Source organism: Phytobacter ursingii, assembly GCF_001022135.1.
GTDB classification, from domain to species: domain Bacteria; phylum Pseudomonadota; class Gammaproteobacteria; order Enterobacterales; family Enterobacteriaceae; genus Phytobacter; species Phytobacter ursingii.
Genome location: NZ_CP011602.1, coordinates 2,621,740 through 2,642,191, shown reverse-complemented (window position 1 = coordinate 2,642,191; position 20,452 = coordinate 2,621,740). Strand labels below are relative to the sequence as shown.

Below are 20,452 nucleotides of genomic sequence, written 5' to 3'. Positions count from 1 at the left end.
TTATGCCATCAGGAGAGTCGTAAATGACCGAAGGCCCGTTAAATGAAAATGAATTGCAGTGGCTGGAAGAGACATTAGTCGCTTATGGTCACAGCGATGAGTCCGTACTCGATGTGGCGGAGCTGGACGGTATGCTGACAGCGGTATTGTCCGGCCCGGTGGTTGTCGAGCCGGATCGCTGGCTGGTGGCCGTATGGGGCGGCGAAAAAAACATACCGCGCTGGAAAAACGATCGCGAGATGAATCGTTTTATCGATCTTTGCTTTAAGCATTTGAACGATATTGCTGAGCGCCTGAGTGATTATCCGGATCAGTTTGAACCCGTCTTTGGTTATAACGAAGTGGACGGCCAGAGCTATACCGTTGTTGAAGAGTGGTGTTTTGGCTATATGCGCGGCGTGGCGCTAACCGACTGGTCAGGCTTACCGGAGGAACGTAAGGCCGATCTGGATGCTATTGCTTTGCACGGACTGGAAGACAACTTCGCGCGTCTGGATGAATTCACTGAAGAGGAATTCAATGAAAGCGTAGAGGCTATTCGACCGGCAGCCCTGCGGCTGTATGATTACTGGTCGGCTAATCCACAACAAGCCGTTGCTCAGCAACCGCAGGTGAATGGCGTAAAAGTCGGGCGTAACGATCCCTGCCCGTGCGGCAGCGGCAAGAAATTCAAAAACTGCTGCCTGCACTAAAAAATTCGGGCTCCTGATGAGCCCGATTTACTATCCCACTTCCGGTAACATGCCTGCTGAAATCGCAAACTGCACCGCGATAATCGTTATACCGCAGAGTATGACCAGGCAGAGCGCGGGTTTACCACCGACAACGCGATACGCTGCCGATGGGTGAGCTTTACGGCTCTGCCACGTCAGCAGCGCGGGTATCAGCAGTGCCAGTACCGCAAGAGCCACGCCAGCATAACCGAGCGCCATCACAAAACCACGCGGATAGAAGAGAGCGAATGCCAGCGGAGGCAAAAAGGTAATCGCGCCGGTTTGCATACGCCCGCTGGCCGTGTTGCGGCGCTGGAAGAGGTCAGCCAGGTAATCAAATAGCCCAAGTGACACACCTAAGAATGAGGTCGCCAGCGCCAGATCGGCGAACAGATGGACCGCCAGTTCCACATGCGCAGAAGCAACCACTTCGCGCAGCGCCTCAAGAAGCCCATTGAGCCCGGCATGGTTGGCCAGCATTCCCATAAAGGTGGACGATTCGATGCTGCCAAGGGTGGCCAGTTGCCAGAAAATATACGCCACCAGCGGGATCGCGCTGCCGGTAATAAAAATCCCCCGCAGTCTGCGTACGTTACCGCCCATATAGCTGACAATGCTCGGCACGCTGCCATGAAAGCCAAAAGAGGTAAAAATGACTGGCATGGCAGAAAGGGCCAGCCCTTTTTCGAGCGGTAGGGTGAGTAAATTCACTTGATGGACATGTGGCAGTAATAGCGCGAGCATCACCACCAGGAATATTATCTTGGCACTAAACAGGAAGCGGTTGAACAAATCGACCAGCGAGGTGCCAATACAGACCACGCCACCGGCGACAAAGGTAAACAGAAATACGCCGCCTGCTGGTGAGACGTTTATGCCCGTCCATGCGGTGAGGCTTGATGCCAGCAGCTCACCAGCGCCGCTGATATAGGCCGCCGTCAGAGCGTACATCAGAAACATCATGCTAAAACCGGTGACCCACTGTCCGTAGCGTCCCAGGTAGCGCCGCGCCAGGCTACCGAGACCTGTATCGGCGGGGACGTGCTGATAGACTTCAAGCAATAACAGCGCGGTATAACACATCAGTCCCCACAAGGTGAAGAGTAAAACTAGCGTTACACTAAATCCGACCCCGGCGGCAGCCAGTGGCATGGCGAGCATACCTGCGCCAATCGTGGTTCCTGCCACAATAAAAACACTACCAAGTGTTCGATTTTTCACACTTTCCTCTGTATTTAAACCACATTCTTTAGTAAATGTGCGGCGCAGAGTATGTGAAAAACGGATCTTCGTCAAACCGGGCTTACAAGAAGTGTATATTAAAATTTACACTTATCCATGAGTGGCAAGGGATGCATCGAAACCTGTTATAACGCAAAAAACTACCCTAAAGATGTGTTTATCATGCACCTTTTAAGCGGAGGGTATATGGCGTCAATTCATGGTCACGAAGTACTTAATATGATGCTGGAATCAGGGGAGCACTATTCCGGGGAGAGTCTGGAAGCGGCAATCTGTACGCGCTTTGGTAAGGATGCTCGTTTTCATACCTGTTCAGCAGAAGATATGACAGCAGCGGAGTTGGTGGCGTTTCTGGCATCGCGGGGAAAATTCATTCCCGCCGCAGATGGGTTTTCAACCCACGAAAGTAAAATCTGTCAGCACTAAAAAATAATGCGGTAATGAGATTTCATTACCGCATTTTGCTTAATTTGCCGTGTCGAGAGTAGACAGTTCTTTATCAATAAAATAGAGGCCTTCGCCGCTTTTACCTGCCAGTGTCAGTTTATCAATAACGGATTTAAACAGTTTTTCTTCTTCATGTTGTTCCGCGACATACCACTGCAGGAAATTAAACGTCGGATAATCCTGTGAGGTCATCGCCACGTGCGCCAGTTCATTAATTTTCTGGGTGATCAACTGCTCGTGTTCGTAAGTTGCACGGAACAATTCATCCAGCGAGGCATATTCGGCAAACGGCGACTGGATAGTGTTAATGCGCGGTAAGCTGCCGGTATCTGCCAGATAATCAAACAGACGCTGCATATGCGTCATCTCTTCTTGCGCATGGCGGCGCAGAAATGCGGCGGCACCTTCAAAGCTGTTATAGCTACACCAGGCGCTCATTTGTTGATAAAGCAGAGACGAAAAAAGTTCGAGGTTCATCTGCTCATTTAGTTTTTCAATCATTTCAGCTTTAAGCATAGCGCCGCTCCGGAAAATAATAAAAGAAGTAAGAAGCGGTCACTATAATTTGTTATTTAATTATTTGCAAAAGGTAAAATAAAAAAGAATTTTTATTAACAATGAGAATGGGAATAACACGCATTGCAGGGAAATAATTGGGTAAATGATAATTATTCTTTAATTTAAATAAATATTAATGCCAGCGGTGGTGCGCTGGCATTAACCGTTACCAGGCCCTGGCGGCCGGCACGTTATTGAGCGCCATACCGCGGCACTGGTACTGAATGGTGATGGTCGTGTTCATGCAGACGGAGCCACTGATCAGGCTACAGGTTGAAATTGGCTGACCATAAGCCACTGCTGTTGCATAGCCCATCTGTTGGCACTGTTTATTGGCAGTCCCCTGCGTGGTGTATTCGTCATAATGTGCGTTTTGCATCATCGCCTGATTGAAGCTAAGACGGATCAGACCATTGGTCGTATCGACATTGCTGACTTTGGGTTCTTTTGTAATTGAGCACCCGGCGAGCAGTAGCAGCGAGGCGGCAACAAGGATTTTGTTCATGAAATCGCTCTGAATCTTATGGGCATTGTGGCATCTTACCGACTTATTTCGCGGGCAATCGGCGGAATAGCCTGCGTAACTGGCCTTTTTACGCACAACGGCGCTCAGTCTGCGAGAGTGTCAAAAATCCTGGCAAACAGGTGTTGTTGCTGACGAAATAAAGCGACCAGACGTGGATCGAAATGCCGACCGCTGCCAGCCTCGATGATTTGCATTGCCTGTTCATGTGTGAAGCTGGGTTTATAGATGCGTTTTTGTCGTAGCGCGTCATAAACATCGGCCAGAGCAAGAATGCGTGCTTCGAGCGGGATCTGCTCACCTCGCAGACCGTCCGGATAACCGCTTCCGTCCCACTTTTCGTGGTGGAAATGGATAATATTCTCTGCCACTGGCCCCAGTGATAGCCCCTGAATGATGCGCCAGCCTTTAAGAGTATGCAGTTTCATCTCTTCAAACTCATCCTCAGTGAGGGGGCCTTCTTTACGCAAGATGCGCTCGGGGACGGCGATTTTGCCGACGTCATGCAATGAGGCAAAATTTTCAATATCCCGAACGGTACGTCGTGGGAGTTTTAGCGCCCGGCCGAGCAGTCCACAGTATTTCGCTACACGCTGAATATGGCTGCCCGTTTCGTCATCATGGGCGCGGTTCACCTTTTCCAGTACCTTCACGATATTCCGGTTCACAATCCGGTTTTGTCTCATGTGCCGCCACATTATTACCAGCAGGCACAGACTAAAAATGGCCGTAATCAGCAACAATACGCTGATGATTTTTAATGTATTGCGCGTTAATCCGGAGAAATGTGTGGGCTCATCAGTCCCTTCGGACAGTGTGCGGTAACCTGACAGCCGATGAACCTGCGAGAGCAAATTATGCAATGGATGCGCACTATCGGCCCATGGCCCCATCTGCAATTCCGACCGGGTTATCCCCGCCACTTTCAGAACACCGCGAAATAATTCATTGCCACGCAAAGCGCTTTCAAGGCTACTCAGATCGCCAAGAATGTAATCCACTCTGTCATCTTCAATGCCGCTGATCAGTTGTTCAATGGTACCGAATGTGACGAGGGTGATCTCACTGGCATAGCGTTGCTGAAGATAAAATTGCGAGAACGAGCCCTTAATCACGCCGATGCGCTGGTGGCGAATCTGATCTTCATCCCAGATAAAGGGCTGACCAATGCGGTTGTAATAAACGTTATGCCAGGAGACAACCGGGCCAATCATGCCGGGAAGTTGTGATCTGTCGGGGGGCGCTATAACGTTGACAAGACGCACCGGCCAGTTCTGGCTCTGCAATGCCTCGTAGTAGTTATCAATGTAATGTACGTTGACATCGACATGCAGCAGGTCACGCATATCGTTGATCATATCTATGGCCGAGCCGTGGTAACCCTGCCGATCGTGCCAGATTAGCGGTGCGTAGTTTTCATTAGCCGGTAGCCAGACATCCAGTTTATTTTGCGCCAGCCAGTGACGTTCAGTATCGGTGATGGTAACCCGGCTCAGCAGGAATTGCCGTTTGTTATCGAGGATCAACTGACGCATTTTACCGCTACGGTACTCATCATTTATCAACTGATTGATGTCATTCCGCATGGTATGTAATGCCGGGCTGAAGGCAAAAACACGGGTAATGCGTAGCCCGGGAAAAGGGCGGGACAGTTGATAATAACGCGCTGTGTTGTCCATTTCGCTGGCGTCATTAATGTAGAAATCCGCCTGGCCGTCACTCAGTAGCCTGAAGGCCTCTTCACCATTTTCGACCTGGCGCAATTCACGGAATTTCAGGTTCGGATAACGCTGCTGCACGCGATCCTGTATGGCGTCATCACGCAGGAAGAGTACACGGCTATTGTGCAAATCCTCTGGTTTGTAGATACGCTGAGTATTGCTGGCTGCAACGACTTCATTATCGAACAGCCGGGAAGATAATATCCGGTTGCGCGCAAGGTCATCAGTGCGAATCACGCCAGCGTATAGGCCGTAATCATCATTAGCAAAACGCCGATCCATTTCCTCTGCATCAATGGGACGTATCTGCACGTTATAGCCATAGCGCTCATGGAGCATGGCCGTGAGGCGTGGGTATAACCCTTGATAATTCCCCTGTGCGTCGCGCCAGAATGCGAAACTTTCTGCGTCATAGACCCATACAGGTATTGTCTCTGGCGGCTTTTGTTGCACGGACGGTGCAGCGCTGGCATGTCTGAGCCAGAAAAGAGCACAACCCAGTAATAAGAGAAAGAAAAGCGAGGAGGTCAGCGCCTTCCGACAGCACCATTTCAACAGGGCATCCTCTGTAGGTGTCACGACTGTTTTATATGCAGTTTATGTAAGCCTCTACAATCCGGCATTTTTTTTCTTCGTTTTGCGAAGCGGCGGAGCATTCAGACTAATAACAGGCAAAACTGTGAACGCACTTTACTTTTTTAAAACAATTTTTCATTAAATTTGAAAGTGTGTTTGTCAGGTAGTAAGGTTGATTCAATTGCCTACTCGATGCATTAACCAGGAGATGAATATGAAGATTGCACTGATGATGGAAAACAGCCAGGCAGGGAAAAACGCCATCATCCTTAAAGAATTGAAAGCGGTTGCGGATGAAAAAGACTTTCCGGTCTTCAACGTGGGCATGAGTGATGAAAACGATCATCACCTGACCTATATCCACCTTGGTATTATGGCCAGCATTCTGTTGAATGCCAAAGCGGTCGACTTTGTGGTGACAGGTTGTGGTACCGGGCAGGGGGCTCTGATGTCGCTGAACATTCACCCGGGCGTTATCTGCGGTTACTGTATTGATCCGGCTGATGCTTTTCTGTTTGCCCAGATTAACAACGGCAACGCGCTTTCATTGCCGTTCGCTAAAGGCTTTGGCTGGGGGGCGGAACTCAATGTGCGCTTTATCTTTGAAAAAGCGTTCACGGGCCGCAAAGGTGAAGGCTACCCGCCTGAACGTAAAGAGCCGCAGGTCCGTAATGCCGGCATCCTTAACCAGGTGAAAGCCGCTGTGGTAAAAGAGAATTACCTTGATACTTTGCGTGCCATTGATCCTGAACTGGTGAAAACCGCCGTTTCCGGCCCGCGCTTCCAGCAATGCTTCTTTGAAAACTGCCAGGATAAAGCCATCGAAGCCTTTGTGCGTGAGATGCTCGCCTGATACACCCGGGGCCAGCAAAGTCTGGCCTCTGCTTTCACGCCTGTGTTAACCCGCCACGTTTTTTGTCATCACACTCTAAATTATTTTTAAAAATACTAAAAAAATTTTAGTTGGTAAGTTTCAGATTTAACACCAATTTTTAACAAAAACGAAATTCCTTAAAAAATAAAACGTGATTTCTATCACGTAAATATTGCTTTTTGTGATGGAGGTCATATTATATGCACATCAACCGATAACACCTGCATAACAAATCGCCGGAGCAAAACATGAAACTGCGTAAAATCCTGAAAAGCATTTTTGAAACTTACTGCAAAACATTCAAAGACGTACCGCCGGGCGCCATGTTCTGATGATAAAAAAACCTGCCACGGCAGGTTTTTTTACGTCCGAAGAGACGACAAAAGCGGCGATCCTCGCCGCTTTTTGCTTATCAGAAGAAGGCCGAGACCAACATGTAGCTGGCAGCACAGGCGCAACTGACACCAATCAGGCCCGGAATGATAAAGCTGTGGTTAATGATAAATTTGCCGATACGCGTGGTGCCCGAACGGTCAAAACCGATACAGGCGAGGTCACTTGGGTAGGTCGGCAGGACAAAATAGCCGTACGAGGCCGGGAAGAAAGCGATCAACATTTTAGGTTCGACGCCCAGCATCAGCCCCATCGGCGCAACGGCGGTCAGCGCGGCGGCCTGGCTGTTTACCAGTTTGGAGACGAGGAACAGGACGATAGCGTAGGTCCATGGATGGCTTTTCACGACCCCTTCCAGCGCCATTTTCAGCTCGTTCAGATGCGCCTGGAAAAATGTATCACTCATCCATGCAACACCAAACACCGAGAAAATCGCCACCATTCCCGCTTTGAAAACCGCACCACCTGAAATCGCAGAAGCGTTGACCTTACAGACCATCAGCATGACGGCGCCGGCAATCAACATCATCATCTGAATGACCAGATTCATTGAAAGCGGCGAGAGTTTACCTTTGACATCAAAGGCCGGACGTAATTGCGGGAGCGCGCCGAGTAACACCACGACAAGGATGCCGGCAAAGAAGATCCATGTTGACCAGTAGGCCTCTTTTGGGAAGCGCTGGTTCATCAGGGTTTCGCTACTGCCGTAGATGAATTCGCGCTGTTTAGGATCTTTTAATTTTTCCTGAAAATCCTTGTCATCTGCCAGATCTTTACCGCGACGCAGGCTCCACAACGCCGCAATAGCGACACCGAAAAGCGATGCCGGAACAGAAACGGCCAATATTTCAAGAATGCTCCATGCATGGCCAATACCGTGCTGCGCGCCAAGAATGGAGACCAGCGATACGACCGCAACGGAAACCGGCGACGCGGTAATGGCCATTTGTGAGGCAATTGACGCTACGGCCATCGGGCGTTCCGGACGGATATTTTTCTTAAGCGCGATGTCGGCGATAATGGGAAACATCGTATACACCACATGCCCGGTGCCGCAGAGGAAGGTTAAAGTCCAGGTGGTGAATGGCGCCAGTAACGTAATATGCTGGGGGTGGCGACGTAATAACCGCTCCGCAAATTGCATCATCACGTTCAGGCCGCCTGCGGTTTGCAGCGTGGCCGCACAACCAATAACGGCAAGAATCGTGAGCATAACATCTACTGGCGGCTTACCCGGTTCCAGACCAAATACGAAACTCAGGAGAAAAAGACCAATACCGCTGATTAAACCCAGCCCCATCCCGCCAAAACGTGTCCCTATTAATAAACAGAGAATTATAATGATAAATTCAATGGTAATCATGACTCACCTTGTCCTTGACATTAATACATTGAATAAATCATTACATTTTGTAACGTCTCTCAATGAGAGCCAGATCCAATTTGAGCAAAATTAATAAAAGCAATAACTTATATACCTTTTATTAACATTTAATTCATACCATGGCAAAGTAGTGGGTCAGCCGATGAGATGAAAATTAAACATCTGCTGACCTTTTTTCGATGGGGAAGGGAAATATTAGCAGGCGACGGAAACGGATGCGCAATAGTGTACGGTGAGCGCTTTTTTTAATTCGTGGTTATTGTTTTGATATTCGGTATGAATAATTTTTAACAGATCCAGAATAGCTATACCTTCATGCAAAGACGTCTCTTCGGCCAGACATTCCAGCGCACAGATGCGCAGCGCCTGATTTTCCATAAGTTGCCGGATAACATCCTCAACAGAGACAACATTATTGTCCGTCATAGTGACGGGCTTAATAACCGGCCAGCCTCCCGAAGCCTTGATATAGTCGAATAACCGCATCATTCGGGTCACGCATTGTTGCGCCTGAATGCGCAGTAACGCCCCAACGCCAGGCAGGTTACGTGTCATACACCCGTTACCAAGGGAAAGATAAAGATGTGACGCATGAAACTCAAGATTCATTTGTGTATTCAGTTTCTGCGTCATTGCACAGGTTATCATAATAATATCCTTATTAAAGAGTGATTTTTTGCCTGTAATAAAAGTAAAACGGCAAATTATTCAGGTATCCCTCTACCTCAATACGCGTAGCATAGCGAGTCCGGAGTAATAAGAATATCCTAACTTATATTAAGTTACTGTTCGTTACAGCCGTATGACATATGGATGATAGTTTTTTATTCTGACATGGCTACTCATTTTCTCTTACCCCTGATGCAAATATTATTGCAGGTAAAAATAGATATTTTGTGCATCAGGATGAGGTTCTTCTGCCTGTCTGAAAAGTAACAAAGCGTACACATCAGGCGGCAAGAATGTGATTTGAGAGTTATTTTGAAACACTGTTTTGATTTATGATGGGGTAATTGTAGACAACAACAGGGATCAGGAGGACGTAATGAAAAGAGTGGCCGTATTGTTAGCGCCAGGGTTTGAAGAGGCAGAAGCGATTATTACTATCGACATTCTGAGGCGCCTGCATATCGAGGTTGAAACGCTGGCCTGTGCGGAATCGCGGGCGGTAGTCAGTTATCACAACATTCCGATGGTGGCCGACAGCACGCTGAGCGAGCGCGCGGAAACACTTTACGATGCCATCGTGCTGCCGGGCGGCCCGCAAGGGAGTGTGAACCTTGCCGCGAACGCGGGTGTTATCGCTTTTGTTAAGCAGCATGATGCGCAAAATAAGCTGATTTGCCCGATTTGTTCAGCCGCCGCAAGGGTGCTTGGCGGCAATGACCTGCTGAATGGTCGTCGCTACGTCTGCTCCGGCGATCTGTGGCAAGGGGTCCAGAACGGTGAGTACGTTGATGCCCCGGTTGTCGAAGACCGCAACCTGCTGAGCGGCAAAGGCCTGGGGCACGCGTTTGATTTTGCCTTCGCTCTCTCGGCGCGCTTGCTGGGAAATGAAGACCCCGTTCGCGATCACGCGGACCACATTTATTACCGTTGGTAATTTGTACACCCCGATGCGCCTTGTATCGGGGACAAGGATAACCGAGCTGGAGCTATGGATTATTCTGCTAGTGCCTTTCTCATTTGTATGACAAATACCTCCATTTTTATGTCTAAATCCGCTGAATTTATGTACGGAATTACTGTAATTCTGCGGTGTGATGTTGCTCTCCTATGGAGAATCAATTTCCCGCTAAAACTACTGCCAGCACAGGTATCCAGGGAAGTACGGATCCTAATGCCTTGTTTTATGACCTTTTAAGTGAACCGGTAGTTATTTTTCCCTACAGAAAAGAAAGTCAAAGCTGGAGTTAACCATGCACAAATTCACTAAAGCGTTGGCAGCCATCGGTCTGGCTGCCGTTATGTCACAATCCGCTATTGCTGAAACGATGAAACTGGGTTTTTTGGTCAAACAACCTGAAGAACCCTGGTTCCAGACTGAATGGAAATTCGCCGATAAGGCGGGCAAGGATTTAGGGTTTGAGGTAATTAAAATTGCCGTTCCGGATGGTGAAAAAACGCTCAACGCTATCGACAGTCTGGCAGCAAGCGGAGCAAAAGGCTTCGTTATTTGTACTCCGGACCCGAAATTAGGTTCCGCGATTGTCGCTAAAGCGCGCGGTTATGACATGAAAGTCATTACCGTGGACGATCAGTTCGTCAACGCGAAAGGCGAACCGATGACCAGTGTTCCTCTGGTTATGATGGCGGCCAGCGAAATCGGCGCGCGTCAGGGTCAGGAGCTCTATAAAGAGATGCAGAAACGCGGTTGGGATGTCAAAGCAACCGGCGTGATGGCGATCACCGCAAATGAGCTGGATACCGCGCGTCGTCGTACCACCGGTTCCATGGATGCGCTGAAAGCGGCCGGTTTCCCGGAAAAACAAATCTACCAGGTCCCGACAAAATCAAACGATATCCCCGGCGCATTTGATGCCGGTAACTCCCTGCTGGTGCAACATCCGGAAGTGAAACACTGGCTGGTGCTGGGTATGAACGATAACACCGTCCTTGGCGGTGTACGCGCCACCGAAGGTCAGGGTTTTAAAGCTGCTGATGTGATCGGCATTGGTATTAATGGCGTGGATGCGGTCAGCGAACTGTCTAAAGCACAGGCGACCGGCTTCTATGGTTCTCTGCTGCCAAGCCCGGATGTTCATGGCTACAAAACCAGCGAGCTGCTCTACAACTGGGTCACCAAAGGTGTTGAGCCGCCGAAATTCACTGCGGTTACCGATGTGGTGCTGATCACACGCGATAACTTCAAAGAAGAGCTGGCGAAAAAAGGGTTAGGCGTGAAGTAAATCTCTGATGGTTGTGCCCTCCCTTACCAGGGAGGGCCAGAAGTACACTGAACTGATTCACGGAGACGTTATGCAAGACTCTACTCCTTATCTTTCCTTCCGCGGCATCGGCAAGACGTTCCCCGGCGTCAAGGCCCTGAGCGATATCAGCTTTGACTGTCATGCCGGACAGGTTCACGCGTTGATGGGGGAGAATGGCGCGGGTAAGTCGACCCTGTTGAAAATTCTCAGCGGTAATTACGCGCCCACAACCGGTACACTGGCCATTAAAGGACAGGAAGTTAGCTTCGCGGATACCACAGCGGCGCTCAATGCCGGTGTGGCTATCATCTACCAGGAACTGCATCTGGTACCGGAAATGACGGTGGCGGAGAATATCTATCTCGGCCAGTTACCCCATAAAAGCGGCATCGTTAACCGCTCACTTCTTAATTACGAAGCGGGTCTGCAATTGAAACACCTGGGTCTGGATATTGATCCGCAGACACCGCTCAAATATCTCTCCATCGGCCAGTGGCAGATGGTTGAAATCGCGAAGGCGCTGGCACGCAATGCCAAAATTATCGCCTTTGATGAACCGACAAGCTCGCTATCGGCGCGCGAAATCGACAACCTTTTCAGGGTCATTCGCGAGCTGCGCAAAGAAGGGCGCGTCATCTTATATGTTTCGCACCGCATGGAAGAGATTTTCTCCCTCAGCGATGCCATCACCGTGTTTAAAGATGGACGTTATGTCCGTACGTTCACGGATATGCAACAGGTGAACCATGACCAGTTGGTGCAGGCGATGGTTGGCCGCGACCTGGGCGATATCTACGGCTGGCAGCCGCGCGACTATGGTGATGAGCGCCTGCGCCTCGATCAGGTCAAAGCACCGGGTGTTCGCACACCGATTAGCCTGACCGTGCGCAGCGGTGAGATTGTTGGCCTGTTCGGTCTGGTCGGAGCAGGGCGCAGCGAGTTAATGAAAGGCTTGTTCGGCGGTACGCGAATAACCGAAGGGAAGGTCTTTATTGACGGTGCTGAGGTTAATATCCAGAAACCCTCGCATGCCATTCGCGCCGGGATGATGCTCTGCCCGGAAGACCGTAAAGCCGAGGGGATTATTCCTGTCCACTCCGTACAGGAGAATATCAATATCAGCGCCCGGCGTAAGTTTATCCATGCAGGGTGTTTGATCAATAACGGCTGGGAGGCGCAGAACGCTGAGCATCATATTCGCAGCCTGAATATCAAAACGCCCAGTGCCGATCAGTTAATTATGAATCTTTCCGGGGGGAATCAGCAGAAGGCCATTCTGGGACGCTGGTTATCGGAAGAGATGAAAGTCATTTTGCTCGATGAACCCACGCGCGGGATTGATGTGGGGGCCAAGCATGAAATCTATAACGTTATCTATGCGCTGGCAGCCCGCGGTGTCGCGGTGTTGTTTGCCTCCAGTGACCTGCCGGAAGTACTTGGCGTCGCCGACCGTATCGTGGTGATGCGCGAAGGTGAAATTGCCGGTGAACTGCTTCATGGTCAGGCCGATGAACAGCGAGCGCTCAGCCTCGCGATGCCTAAAGTTAGCCAGGCTGTCGCCTGAGCAAGGAGAATATGATGTCATCTGTAACTTCTTCTGGCGCACCGAAGACGCCATCGCAATTTAGCCTGGGCCGCATCTGGGATCAGTTCGGCATGCTGGTCGTGTTTGCCGCACTGTTCATTGGCTGTGCAGTCTTTGTGCCAAACTTCGCCTCGTTTGTGAATATGAAAGGGCTGGGCCTTGCCATCTCCATGTCCGGCATGGTCGCCTGCGGGATGTTGTTCTGTCTGGCCTCCGGCGATTTCGACCTTTCAGTCGCCTCTGTTATTGCCTGTGCGGGCGTCACCACCGCCGTGGTGATTAACATGTCGGGTAGCCTGTGGCTGGGCGTGTTTGCTGGCCTGATGTTGGGCGTGGTGAGCGGGTTTATTAATGGTTTTGTGATCGCCCGCCTGAAAATTAACGCCCTGATCACGACCCTTGCCACGATGCAAATCGTGCGCGGGCTGGCTTATATCATTTCTGATGGGAAAGCGGTCGGTATTGAAGATGAGAGCTTCTTTACGCTCGGTTATGCTAACTGGCTGGGGCTGCCTGCGCCGATCTGGCTGACTGTCGCGTGCCTGATCATTTTTGGCTTCCTGTTAAACAAAACGACGTTCGGTCGCAACACGCTGGCGATTGGCGGCAATGAAGAAGCGGCTCGTCTGGCGGGCGTTCCGGTGGTTCGCACCAAGATCATTATCTTTGTGCTGTCCGGGCTGGTCTCCGCGGCGGCCGGGATTATCCTCGCCTCGCGTATGACAAGCGGTCAGCCGATGACGTCTATCGGTTATGAGCTGATTGTTATTTCAGCCTGCGTATTGGGTGGGGTATCCCTGAAAGGCGGCATCGGCAAGATCTCTTATGTGGTCGCCGGGATCCTGATTCTCGGAACGGTAGAAAATGCGATGAACCTGCTGAATATCTCGCCGTTTGCCCAGTATGTGGTGCGTGGTTTGATCTTGCTGGCTGCGGTGATTTTTGACCGCTACAAACAAAAGGCTAAACGGACCGTTTAATCCCCTCTACATCACTATGTAGCGTGATCTTTAAGCATACCTCCCATAACCCATCAACCGCCAGAATGGTTGATGGGTTATGCATAAAATGGCGAGCAGCGTCACACTGTCTATACTTACATGGCTAATGATAATGAAAGGTTATCCGAGGAGACCTTTCACCGATGACCATTTAAGGAGGAAACCAGGGTGGCTGACCTGTTATCTGAACCGCCTGTCTTTTCCGGTAATTTTGCATTTTTCTTCGATCTTGACGGAACCCTCGCCGATATCAAACCTCACCCTGACCAGGTTTTTGTACCGCCGGATGTTCTCAAGCGGCTCGCACGCCTTGCTGAAATGAATGATGGCGCGGTGGCGTTGATCTCAGGGCGCTCAATGGCAGAGCTGGACAAGCTTGCCAGACCTTACCGTTTTCCCCTCGCTGGGGTTCATGGGGCGGAACGTCGCGATATCAACGGTCAAACCCACCGGGTGACGTTGCCAGAAGAGATAGTCCAGCCGCTGGAACAGGCCCTCAAGACGGGAATGGCCGCACTTAAAGGTGCCGAGCTTGAAACCAAGGGGATGGCGTTTGCTCTGCATTATCGGCAGGCACCGGAGCATGAAGAGGCAATCTTCGCACTGGCGCGCAAAATGGTGGAAAACTGGGGCCAGCTGGCGATGCAGCCGGGCAAATGTGTGATTGAACTAAAACCGTCTGGCATCAACAAGGGTGCTGCGATTGACGCGTTTTTACAGGAATCGCCGTTTAAGGGCAGAAAACCGATTTTTATCGGCGATGACCTGACGGACGAGCACGGCTTTGAAGTCGTGAATGCGAAATCAGGTATTTCAGTGAAAGTCGGGGCGGGTACCACTCACGCGCAATGGCGTCTGGGTTGTGTGAATGATGTCCATCAGTGGCTTAAAAGTATTACTGACCATCAAGAACAAGAAAAAAAGGCGCTAACAAACAGGAGAGATGGCTATGAGTCGCTTAGTCGTAGTATCTAATCGTATTGCTCCGCCTGATGATAAAAAGACCAGCGCAGGTGGGCTGGCCGTAGGGATTCTGGGAGCATTAAAAGCCACGGGTGGATTGTGGTTCGGCTGGAGTGGTGAAATTGGTGATGAGGATGCACCGCTCAAAAAGGTTTCTCGTGGAAATATCACATGGGCTTCCTTTAACCTCAGCGAAGAGAATTACGAGCAATATTATTCTCAATTTTCCAACGCCGTATTATGGCCGGCTTTCCATTACCGTCTGGACCTGGTGAAATTCCAGCGTGAGGCATGGGAAGGCTATCAGCGGGTAAATTCTCTGCTGGCGGATAAATTGTTACCGCTGGTGGAAGATGACGACATTCTGTGGATTCACGATTACCATCTGTTGCCGTTTGCCAGTGAGTTACGCCAGCGCGGTGTGAACAACCGTATTGGTTTCTTCCTGCATATTCCTTTCCCTACGCCGGAAATCTTCAACGCGCTGCCGCCGAATGCCGATCTACTTGAGCAGTTGTGCGACTACGATCTGCTGGGCTTCCAGACTGAAAGCGATCGTCTGGCGTTCCTTGACTGCCTGTCTCTGCAGACGCGACTGACAACCCGAGGCGGTAAGCACCACAGCGCATGGGGGAAAACCTTCCAGACCGAGGTTTACCCTATCGGTATCGAACCGAAAGAGATTGCCCAGCAGGCCGCGGGGCCGTTGCCGCCGAAACTCGCTCAGATCAAAAATGAGCTGAAAAATGTGAAGAACATCTTCTCCGTCGAGCGTCTGGATTACTCTAAGGGCTTGCCGGAACGTTTCCTCGCTTATGAAACGTTGCTGGAGAAGTATCCGCAGCACCACGGTAAGATTCGCTATACGCAAATTGCGCCGACCTCACGTGGCGAAGTACAGGCCTATCAGGACATTCGTCATCAACTGGAAACGGAAGCAGGGCGCATTAACGGGAAGTATGGTCAGCTTGGCTGGACGCCGCTCTATTACCTTAACCAGCACTTTGATCGCAAAGTGTTGATGAAGGTCTTCAGATATGCGGAGGTCGGGCTGGTTACACCATTGCGTGACGGGATGAATCTGGTGGCGAAAGAGTATGTCGCCGCGCAGGATCCTGCCAATCCGGGCGTACTGGTGCTTTCGCAATTTGCCGGTGCGGCCAACGAGCTTACCTCGGCGCTGATTGTTAACCCCTATGATCGGGATGATGTGGCCGCCGCAATGGACAGGGCATTGACGATGCCGCTGGCTGAACGTATCGCCCGCCATGCAGAAATGCTTAAGGTGATTGAGCAAAATGATATCAACCACTGGCAAGAAAGGTTTATCAGCGATTTAAAGCTTATCACGCCACGTAGTGCTCAGAGCAGGCTACAGAACAAAGTGGCGACCTTCCCGAAAATGGCCTGACCGTAGCCCCTTCCGTAGTGCGGGAGGGGTTATTCGCTTAAAGGCACCAGTAAGACATCCACTTTACACGAACCGACTATCGCTTTCGCGGAGCAGGCTGCCCGCGCAAAGAAACTCTGATTGTGATTGCCACAGATAACCAGGTCTACACCTTGTGTACGACAGGTATGCAGGACGTGCTCACTGAGCTCACCAGAGGTAATAATCACCTGTTCAATAGGGTAGCCAGCCTGGCTTACCAGTTCGTTCATAAACTGCTGTGTCTCTTCCTGCAATATTTCACGCACATTTTCCATCATCGGCGCTGCAAGCTGATTATACATTTCGGGATCGGACGTTAGGGTGATGAGGGTTAAGCGGGAGTGAAACGGACGTGCTATTGACACCGCTTTTGCCACCAGCGCGTGACTTTCCGGAGAGGCCGATACCGCAACCAATAGATGCGTGTAACCCATGACTGACTCCTTATCGACGAGGTTCGCATATCACCATTACTCCGTTTGCGCCAACGTAGCAATAGACCAATATGACAAACTTGTGAAGAAAGTCATAAATATTCATTAATTAAACTTATGAAATGGACAGCGTGAAGTTTGACCATCTTAATTAGAATGAAGCGCTTAAGTAAAATTTTAAGAATTTAAAGTTAAATCCCTAAATTATTAATCGTCTTGATTAACAACTTTAAAATGATCCCATAAGGTAATTAATAAGCAGAGCTGTATTTCTAATTTCTTGTTTTATATAGACATTTATTATCGTCTCTTTATTAGAAACGTATTCGGCATTTTAAACGCGTAAAGATAGTACACATCTGACCACTGTGCCGCATTTTGATATGTCATATGAATGAGTATTCGCATTAAAAGAATAGAAAAAGGCATTGTTAGAACAAAAAATAATCAATTCAGAAGCGGGACTGATAGATTTCTTACCAGGAAATGCGTAAATTATGTGATGTGGATCACATTTTTTCCAAAATTTCACTCTGGTCACATTGTATGTCTCAGCACCTACGAGTACAGTTGCGTCGAATTAGGAAAAATCTTAGTTCTTTGTAAGAAATGATTAAGAGTGTGGCAAGGTAAAAACATTTGAGCGATAGACCTGCCGCACGAGATCCTAAGTCTGTTATGCATTTAGCCTTTCTTTTTTACCGGGTTTTTCCCGGCGACATCACGGGGTGCGGTTTGTCCGCATAAGATACAAGTTGGTTATTCGGGATGGGAAAAATGCATACATCCGAGTTGCTGAAACACATTTATGACATCAACCTGTCATATCTGCTCCTTGCTCAGCGTTTAATTAGTCAGGACAAACCGTCCGCCATGTTTCGCTTAGGCGTTAACGAAGAAATGGCTAATACCCTGGGAGAGTTAACACTTCCGCAGATGGTCAAGCTGGCTGAAACAAATCAAGTTATTTGTCAGTTCCGCTTTGACAATCATCAGACTATCACGCGTCTGACCCAGGAATCCCGTGTGGATGATTTACAACAAATCCATACTGGCATTCTGCTCTCTACTCGCCTGCTGAATGAATCCAGCCAATCAGGTGAACCAGCCCGGAAGAAAAGGGCGTAATCATGAGCGAGAAAAGTATTGTTCAGGAAGCCCGCGACATTCAGTTAGCAATGGAACTGATCACGCTGGGCGCACGTTTGCAAATGTTGGAGAGTGAGACGCAACTGAGCCGTGGTCGTCTCATCAAGCTTTACAAAGAGCTGCGTGGTAGCCCGCCGCCGAAAGGTATGCTGCCATTCTCCACCGACTGGTTTATTACGTGGGAGCAAAACATTCATGCTTCAATGTTCTGTAATGCCTGGCAATTCTTACTAAAAACCGGGTTATGCAGCGGCGTTGATGCGGTAATCAAAGCCTATCGACTCTATCTCGAACAATGCCCTCAGCCTGAGGAAGGGCCTCTGCTGGCTCTGACTCGTGCCTGGACTTTGGTACGTTTCGTGGAAAGCGGAATGCTGGAGTTGTCTCGCTGTAACTGCTGTGGTGGTAACTTTATCACCCACGCGCATCAGCCTGTTGGCAGTTTCGCCTGTAGTTTATGCCAGCCGCCTTCTCGTGCGGTAAAAAGACGTAAACTTTCCCGGGACGCTGCCGATATTATTCCACAACTGCTGGAAGAACAGATCGATCAGGCTGTTTGACCGAACAAGGTGTGGGACAAACTCCAGCAGCGGTGAAGTTATACCGCTGCTTTTTTTTTCCCTGCCTTTCGCGAAAATCCTGCGATTTGTCTTCCTTGCCATAGTCATTAGCGGAAGGATGATGTCGTGCTTATCGTATTAGGTTACATAGTGGTTGTGGGTGCTGTCCTTGGCGGGTATATGATGACCGGCGGGCACCTTGGCGCACTTTATCAACCGTCCGAGCTTATCATCATTGGTGGCGCTGGCATCGGTGCGTTTATCGTTGGTAACAATGGTAAAGCCATCAAGGGCACCATCAAGGCGTTACCTTTGCTGTTTCGCCGCTCTAAATACACAAAAAGTATGTACATGGATTTGCTGGCGTTGCTCTATCGCCTGATGGCGAAGTCTCGCCAGCAAGGGATGTTCTCCCTCGAACGGGATATTGAAAACCCGAAAGAGAGTGAGATTTTTGCCAGCTACCCGCGCATCATCGCCGATGCCACCATGCTCGAATTTATCGTTGATTATCTGCGCCTTATCATCAGCGGCAATATGAACACCTTCGAAATTGAAGCGCTGATGGACGAAGAGATCGAAACCCATGAAAGCGAAGCGGAAGTCCCGGCAAACGCCCTGGCGGCGGTGGGGGACTCATTGCCGGCATTTGGTATCGTTGCGGCGGTTATGGGCGTGGTTCACGCACTCGCCTCGGCGGACCGTCCTGCGGCGGAGCTTGGTGCGCTCATTGCCCACGCGATGGTAGGAACCTTCCTCGGTATTTTATTGGCGTACGGCTTTATTTCTCCACTGGCCAGCGTGTTGCGGCAGAAAAGCGCCGAAACCACCAAAATGATGCAGTGCGTCAAGATCACATTGTTGTCGAATCTTAACGGCTATGCGCCGCCGATTGCCGTCGAGTTTGGGCGTAAAACGTTGTACTCAACCGAACGTCCGTCGTTTGTCGAACTGGATGAACACGTGCGTGCGGTAAGAAACCCTAACCAACAGACAACGACTGAGGACGCATGAAAAATCAGTCCCATCCTATCGTCGTCGTAAGACGCAAGAAACATAAAGGACATGGCGGGGGAGCGCACGGCTCCTGGAAGATTGCCTATGCCGACTTTATGACGGCGATGATGGCTTTTTTCCTGGTTATGTGGCTTATCTCAATTTCTAGCCCTAAAGAACTGATTCAGATTGCCGAATACTTTCGTACACCCCTTGCAACAGCAGTAACGGGTGGGCCAAGAATTTCGAATAGCGACAGTCCGATTCCGGGCGGTGGCGATGACTACACACAGCAGCAGGGTGAAGTTAAAAAACAGCCGAACATTGATGATCTCAAGCAACGTATGGAACAAGCGCGGCTGAAAAAATTACGCGGCGATCTGGACCAACTGATCGAAGCCGATCCGAAATTGCGTGCGTTGCGCCCGCATCTCAAGATCGATCTTGTTCAGGAAGGGCTGCGAATCCAGATTATCGACAGCCAGAATCGCCCGATGTTTAAGACCGGACGTGCAGAAGTGGAGCCTTATATGCGTGACATTTTGCGGGCTATCGCACCGGTACTGAATGGTATACCGAACAAAATTAGCATTTCCGGACACACCGATGACTATCCCTACGCCAACGGTGAGAAAGGATACAGCAACTGGGAACTTTCAGCGGATCGTGCAAACGCATCGCGAAGAGAACTGGTTGTTGGGGGTCTCGACGATGGAAAAATGCTTCGAGTCATTGGCATGGCAGCCACAATGAGGCTGGCAGAGCGCGGACCGAATGAGGCGATCAACCGCCGTATCAGCCTGTTGGTGCTAAACAAACAAGCAGAAGAAGCCATTCTGCATGAGAACGCCGAAAGCCAGAATGTGCCAATAAGCGTCATTACACAGCCGGAGGCAGAAGCGGCGCCAGCGCCAGCATCCGCGCCTGCGGCGGCAGTTACAACATCGCCACAACCCGAGTCGAGGTGATTG

General features: G+C 49.9%; 21 protein-coding genes. 14 read left to right on the top strand and 7 right to left on the bottom strand.

The genetic code is table 11. The annotated features are described in order from the left end of the window. Window positions 1-23: 23 nt before the first annotated feature. The gene (locus AB182_RS15935) at window positions 24-692 is read left to right on the top strand and encodes a YecA/YgfB family protein (RefSeq protein ID WP_047370958.1); all 669 of its coding nucleotides are present in this window, start codon (window positions 24-26) and stop codon (window positions 690-692) included. Window positions 693-722: 30 nt separating this feature from the next. Here AB182_RS15935 and tyrP read toward each other — a convergent pair whose 3' ends face one another. Further along, window positions 723-1,934 (bottom strand): tyrosine transporter TyrP, encoded by a 1,212-nt coding sequence (gene tyrP, locus AB182_RS15930; RefSeq protein ID WP_047370957.1) that lies wholly within the window; start codon window positions 1,932-1,934, stop codon window positions 723-725. Window positions 1,935-2,141: 207 nt separating this feature from the next. Here tyrP and AB182_RS15925 point away from each other — a divergent pair, with 207 nt between their 5' ends. After that, on the top strand, window positions 2,142-2,381 hold the full coding sequence (locus AB182_RS15925) for a YecH family metal-binding protein (protein WP_047370956.1): 240 nt from the start codon (window positions 2,142-2,144) through the stop codon (window positions 2,379-2,381). A 39-nt stretch (window positions 2,382-2,420) separates the two neighbouring features. Here AB182_RS15925 and ftnA read toward each other — a convergent pair whose 3' ends face one another. The 3 genes from ftnA to AB182_RS15910 all read right to left on the bottom strand — a co-directional run bounded on the left by ftnA (window position 2,421) and on the right by AB182_RS15910 (window position 5,759). Next, window positions 2,421-2,918, bottom strand: coding sequence for a non-heme ferritin (ftnA, locus tag AB182_RS15920; RefSeq protein ID WP_039078667.1), 498 nt, complete (start codon window positions 2,916-2,918; stop codon window positions 2,421-2,423). A gap of 208 nt (window positions 2,919-3,126) precedes the next feature. Continuing rightward, window positions 3,127-3,465 carry a YecR family lipoprotein gene (yecR, locus tag AB182_RS15915; RefSeq protein WP_039078778.1) on the bottom strand — a complete coding sequence of 113 codons (339 nt, stop codon included), beginning with the start codon at window positions 3,463-3,465 and terminating at the stop codon, window positions 3,127-3,129. Between the two features lie 104 nt (window positions 3,466-3,569). After that, window positions 3,570-5,759 carry an HD domain-containing phosphohydrolase gene (locus tag AB182_RS15910; protein WP_082137064.1) on the bottom strand — a complete coding sequence of 730 codons (2,190 nt, stop codon included), beginning with the start codon at window positions 5,757-5,759 and terminating at the stop codon, window positions 3,570-3,572. A 235-nt stretch (window positions 5,760-5,994) separates the two neighbouring features. Here AB182_RS15910 and AB182_RS15905 point away from each other — a divergent pair, with 235 nt between their 5' ends. Further along, a complete protein-coding gene (locus AB182_RS15905) occupies window positions 5,995-6,633 on the top strand; it encodes an RpiB/LacA/LacB family sugar-phosphate isomerase (protein WP_047370955.1) in 639 nt (212 codons plus the stop codon). Window positions 6,634-6,902: 269 nt separating this feature from the next. Next, window positions 6,903-6,986 (top strand): stress response protein AzuC, encoded by an 84-nt coding sequence (azuC, locus tag AB182_RS32005; RefSeq protein WP_088218881.1) that lies wholly within the window; start codon window positions 6,903-6,905, stop codon window positions 6,984-6,986. An 80-nt stretch (window positions 6,987-7,066) separates the two neighbouring features. Here the strand turns inward: azuC and AB182_RS15900 are convergent, their stop codons facing one another. Beyond that, on the bottom strand, window positions 7,067-8,410 hold the full coding sequence (locus AB182_RS15900; RefSeq protein WP_047370954.1) for an anaerobic C4-dicarboxylate transporter: 1,344 nt from the start codon (window positions 8,408-8,410) through the stop codon (window positions 7,067-7,069). A 216-nt stretch (window positions 8,411-8,626) separates the two neighbouring features. Then, window positions 8,627-9,079 (bottom strand): ferritin-like domain-containing protein, encoded by a 453-nt coding sequence (locus AB182_RS15895; protein WP_047370953.1) that lies wholly within the window; start codon window positions 9,077-9,079, stop codon window positions 8,627-8,629. A gap of 397 nt (window positions 9,080-9,476) precedes the next feature. Between AB182_RS15895 and AB182_RS15890 the strand changes: the two genes are divergently transcribed. The 6 genes from AB182_RS15890 to otsA all read left to right on the top strand — a co-directional run bounded on the left by AB182_RS15890 (window position 9,477) and on the right by otsA (window position 16,321). Continuing rightward, on the top strand, window positions 9,477-10,034 hold the full coding sequence (locus AB182_RS15890) for a DJ-1/PfpI family protein (RefSeq protein WP_047370952.1): 558 nt from the start codon (window positions 9,477-9,479) through the stop codon (window positions 10,032-10,034). 316 nt (window positions 10,035-10,350) lie between these two features. Next, window positions 10,351-11,340, top strand: coding sequence for an arabinose ABC transporter substrate-binding protein (locus AB182_RS15885; RefSeq protein ID WP_047370951.1), 990 nt, complete (start codon window positions 10,351-10,353; stop codon window positions 11,338-11,340). Between the two features lie 70 nt (window positions 11,341-11,410). Then, window positions 11,411-12,925 carry an L-arabinose ABC transporter ATP-binding protein AraG gene (araG, locus tag AB182_RS15880; RefSeq protein ID WP_047370950.1) on the top strand — a complete coding sequence of 505 codons (1,515 nt, stop codon included), beginning with the start codon at window positions 11,411-11,413 and terminating at the stop codon, window positions 12,923-12,925. Window positions 12,926-12,936: 11 nt separating this feature from the next. Then, window positions 12,937-13,926, top strand: coding sequence for an L-arabinose ABC transporter permease AraH (gene araH / locus AB182_RS15875; RefSeq protein ID WP_172399047.1), 990 nt, complete (start codon window positions 12,937-12,939; stop codon window positions 13,924-13,926). Window positions 13,927-14,115: 189 nt separating this feature from the next. Continuing rightward, window positions 14,116-14,922, top strand: a complete 807-nt coding sequence (gene otsB, locus AB182_RS15870) for a trehalose-phosphatase (RefSeq protein WP_047370948.1) — start codon at window positions 14,116-14,118, stop codon at window positions 14,920-14,922. Then, entirely contained in the window at window positions 14,897-16,321 is a 1,425-nt protein-coding gene (gene otsA, locus AB182_RS15865; protein ID WP_047370947.1) for an alpha,alpha-trehalose-phosphate synthase, read from the top strand. Before otsB ends, otsA begins: the two co-directional genes overlap by 26 nt. A 29-nt stretch (window positions 16,322-16,350) precedes the next feature. On the opposite strand, the gene uspC is transcribed toward otsA, so the two are convergent. Beyond that, complete coding sequence (gene uspC / locus AB182_RS15860) at window positions 16,351-16,776, bottom strand: universal stress protein UspC (RefSeq protein WP_047370946.1); 426 nt, start codon at window positions 16,774-16,776, stop codon at window positions 16,351-16,353. A gap of 777 nt (window positions 16,777-17,553) precedes the next feature. Here uspC and flhD point away from each other — a divergent pair. From flhD to motB, 4 genes are all read left to right on the top strand, one after another. Then, entirely contained in the window at window positions 17,554-17,904 is a 351-nt protein-coding gene (gene flhD / locus AB182_RS15855; RefSeq protein ID WP_047370945.1) for a flagellar transcriptional regulator FlhD, read from the top strand. Between the two features lie 2 nt (window positions 17,905-17,906). Then, window positions 17,907-18,485 (top strand): flagellar transcriptional regulator FlhC, encoded by a 579-nt coding sequence (gene flhC, locus AB182_RS15850; RefSeq protein ID WP_047370944.1) that lies wholly within the window; start codon window positions 17,907-17,909, stop codon window positions 18,483-18,485. A gap of 126 nt (window positions 18,486-18,611) precedes the next feature. Continuing rightward, complete coding sequence (gene motA / locus AB182_RS15845; protein WP_047370943.1) at window positions 18,612-19,499, top strand: flagellar motor stator protein MotA; 888 nt, start codon at window positions 18,612-18,614, stop codon at window positions 19,497-19,499. After that, a complete protein-coding gene (gene motB, locus AB182_RS15840) occupies window positions 19,496-20,449 on the top strand; it encodes a flagellar motor protein MotB (protein WP_039078680.1) in 954 nt (317 codons plus the stop codon). The genes motA and motB overlap by 4 nt, the downstream gene beginning before the upstream one ends. Window positions 20,450-20,452 lie beyond the last annotated feature (3 nt).

What these genes read in the sequence shown, in the direction of transcription:
- AB182_RS15925 (WP_047370956.1), top strand. Translation starts at nt 2,142, where the DNA reads ATGGCGTCAATTCATGGTCACGAAGTACTTAATATGATGCTGGAATCA.
- AB182_RS15890 (WP_047370952.1), top strand. Translation starts at nt 9,477, where the DNA reads ATGAAAAGAGTGGCCGTATTGTTAGCGCCAGGGTTTGAAGAGGCAGAA.
- otsA (WP_047370947.1), top strand. Translation starts at nt 14,897, where the DNA reads ATGAGTCGCTTAGTCGTAGTATCTAATCGTATTGCTCCGCCTGATGAT.
- AB182_RS15885 (WP_047370951.1), top strand. Translation starts at nt 10,351, where the DNA reads ATGCACAAATTCACTAAAGCGTTGGCAGCCATCGGTCTGGCTGCCGTT.
- AB182_RS15905 (WP_047370955.1), top strand. Translation starts at nt 5,995, where the DNA reads ATGAAGATTGCACTGATGATGGAAAACAGCCAGGCAGGGAAAAACGCC.
- motB (WP_039078680.1), top strand. Translation starts at nt 19,496, where the DNA reads ATGAAAAATCAGTCCCATCCTATCGTCGTCGTAAGACGCAAGAAACAT.
- yecR (WP_039078778.1), bottom strand. Translation starts at nt 3,465, where the DNA reads ATGAACAAAATCCTTGTTGCCGCCTCGCTGCTACTGCTCGCCGGGTGC.
- AB182_RS15935 (WP_047370958.1), top strand. Translation starts at nt 24, where the DNA reads ATGACCGAAGGCCCGTTAAATGAAAATGAATTGCAGTGGCTGGAAGAG.
- ftnA (WP_039078667.1), bottom strand. Translation starts at nt 2,918, where the DNA reads ATGCTTAAAGCTGAAATGATTGAAAAACTAAATGAGCAGATGAACCTC.
- flhC (WP_047370944.1), top strand. Translation starts at nt 17,907, where the DNA reads ATGAGCGAGAAAAGTATTGTTCAGGAAGCCCGCGACATTCAGTTAGCA.
- araH (WP_172399047.1), top strand. Translation starts at nt 12,937, where the DNA reads ATGATGTCATCTGTAACTTCTTCTGGCGCACCGAAGACGCCATCGCAA.
- araG (WP_047370950.1), top strand. Translation starts at nt 11,411, where the DNA reads ATGCAAGACTCTACTCCTTATCTTTCCTTCCGCGGCATCGGCAAGACG.
- uspC (WP_047370946.1), bottom strand. Translation starts at nt 16,776, where the DNA reads ATGGGTTACACGCATCTATTGGTTGCGGTATCGGCCTCTCCGGAAAGT.
- AB182_RS15895 (WP_047370953.1), bottom strand. Translation starts at nt 9,079, where the DNA reads ATGATAACCTGTGCAATGACGCAGAAACTGAATACACAAATGAATCTT.
- azuC (WP_088218881.1), top strand. Translation starts at nt 6,903, where the DNA reads ATGAAACTGCGTAAAATCCTGAAAAGCATTTTTGAAACTTACTGCAAA.
- flhD (WP_047370945.1), top strand. Translation starts at nt 17,554, where the DNA reads ATGCATACATCCGAGTTGCTGAAACACATTTATGACATCAACCTGTCA.
- AB182_RS15900 (WP_047370954.1), bottom strand. Translation starts at nt 8,410, where the DNA reads ATGATTACCATTGAATTTATCATTATAATTCTCTGTTTATTAATAGGG.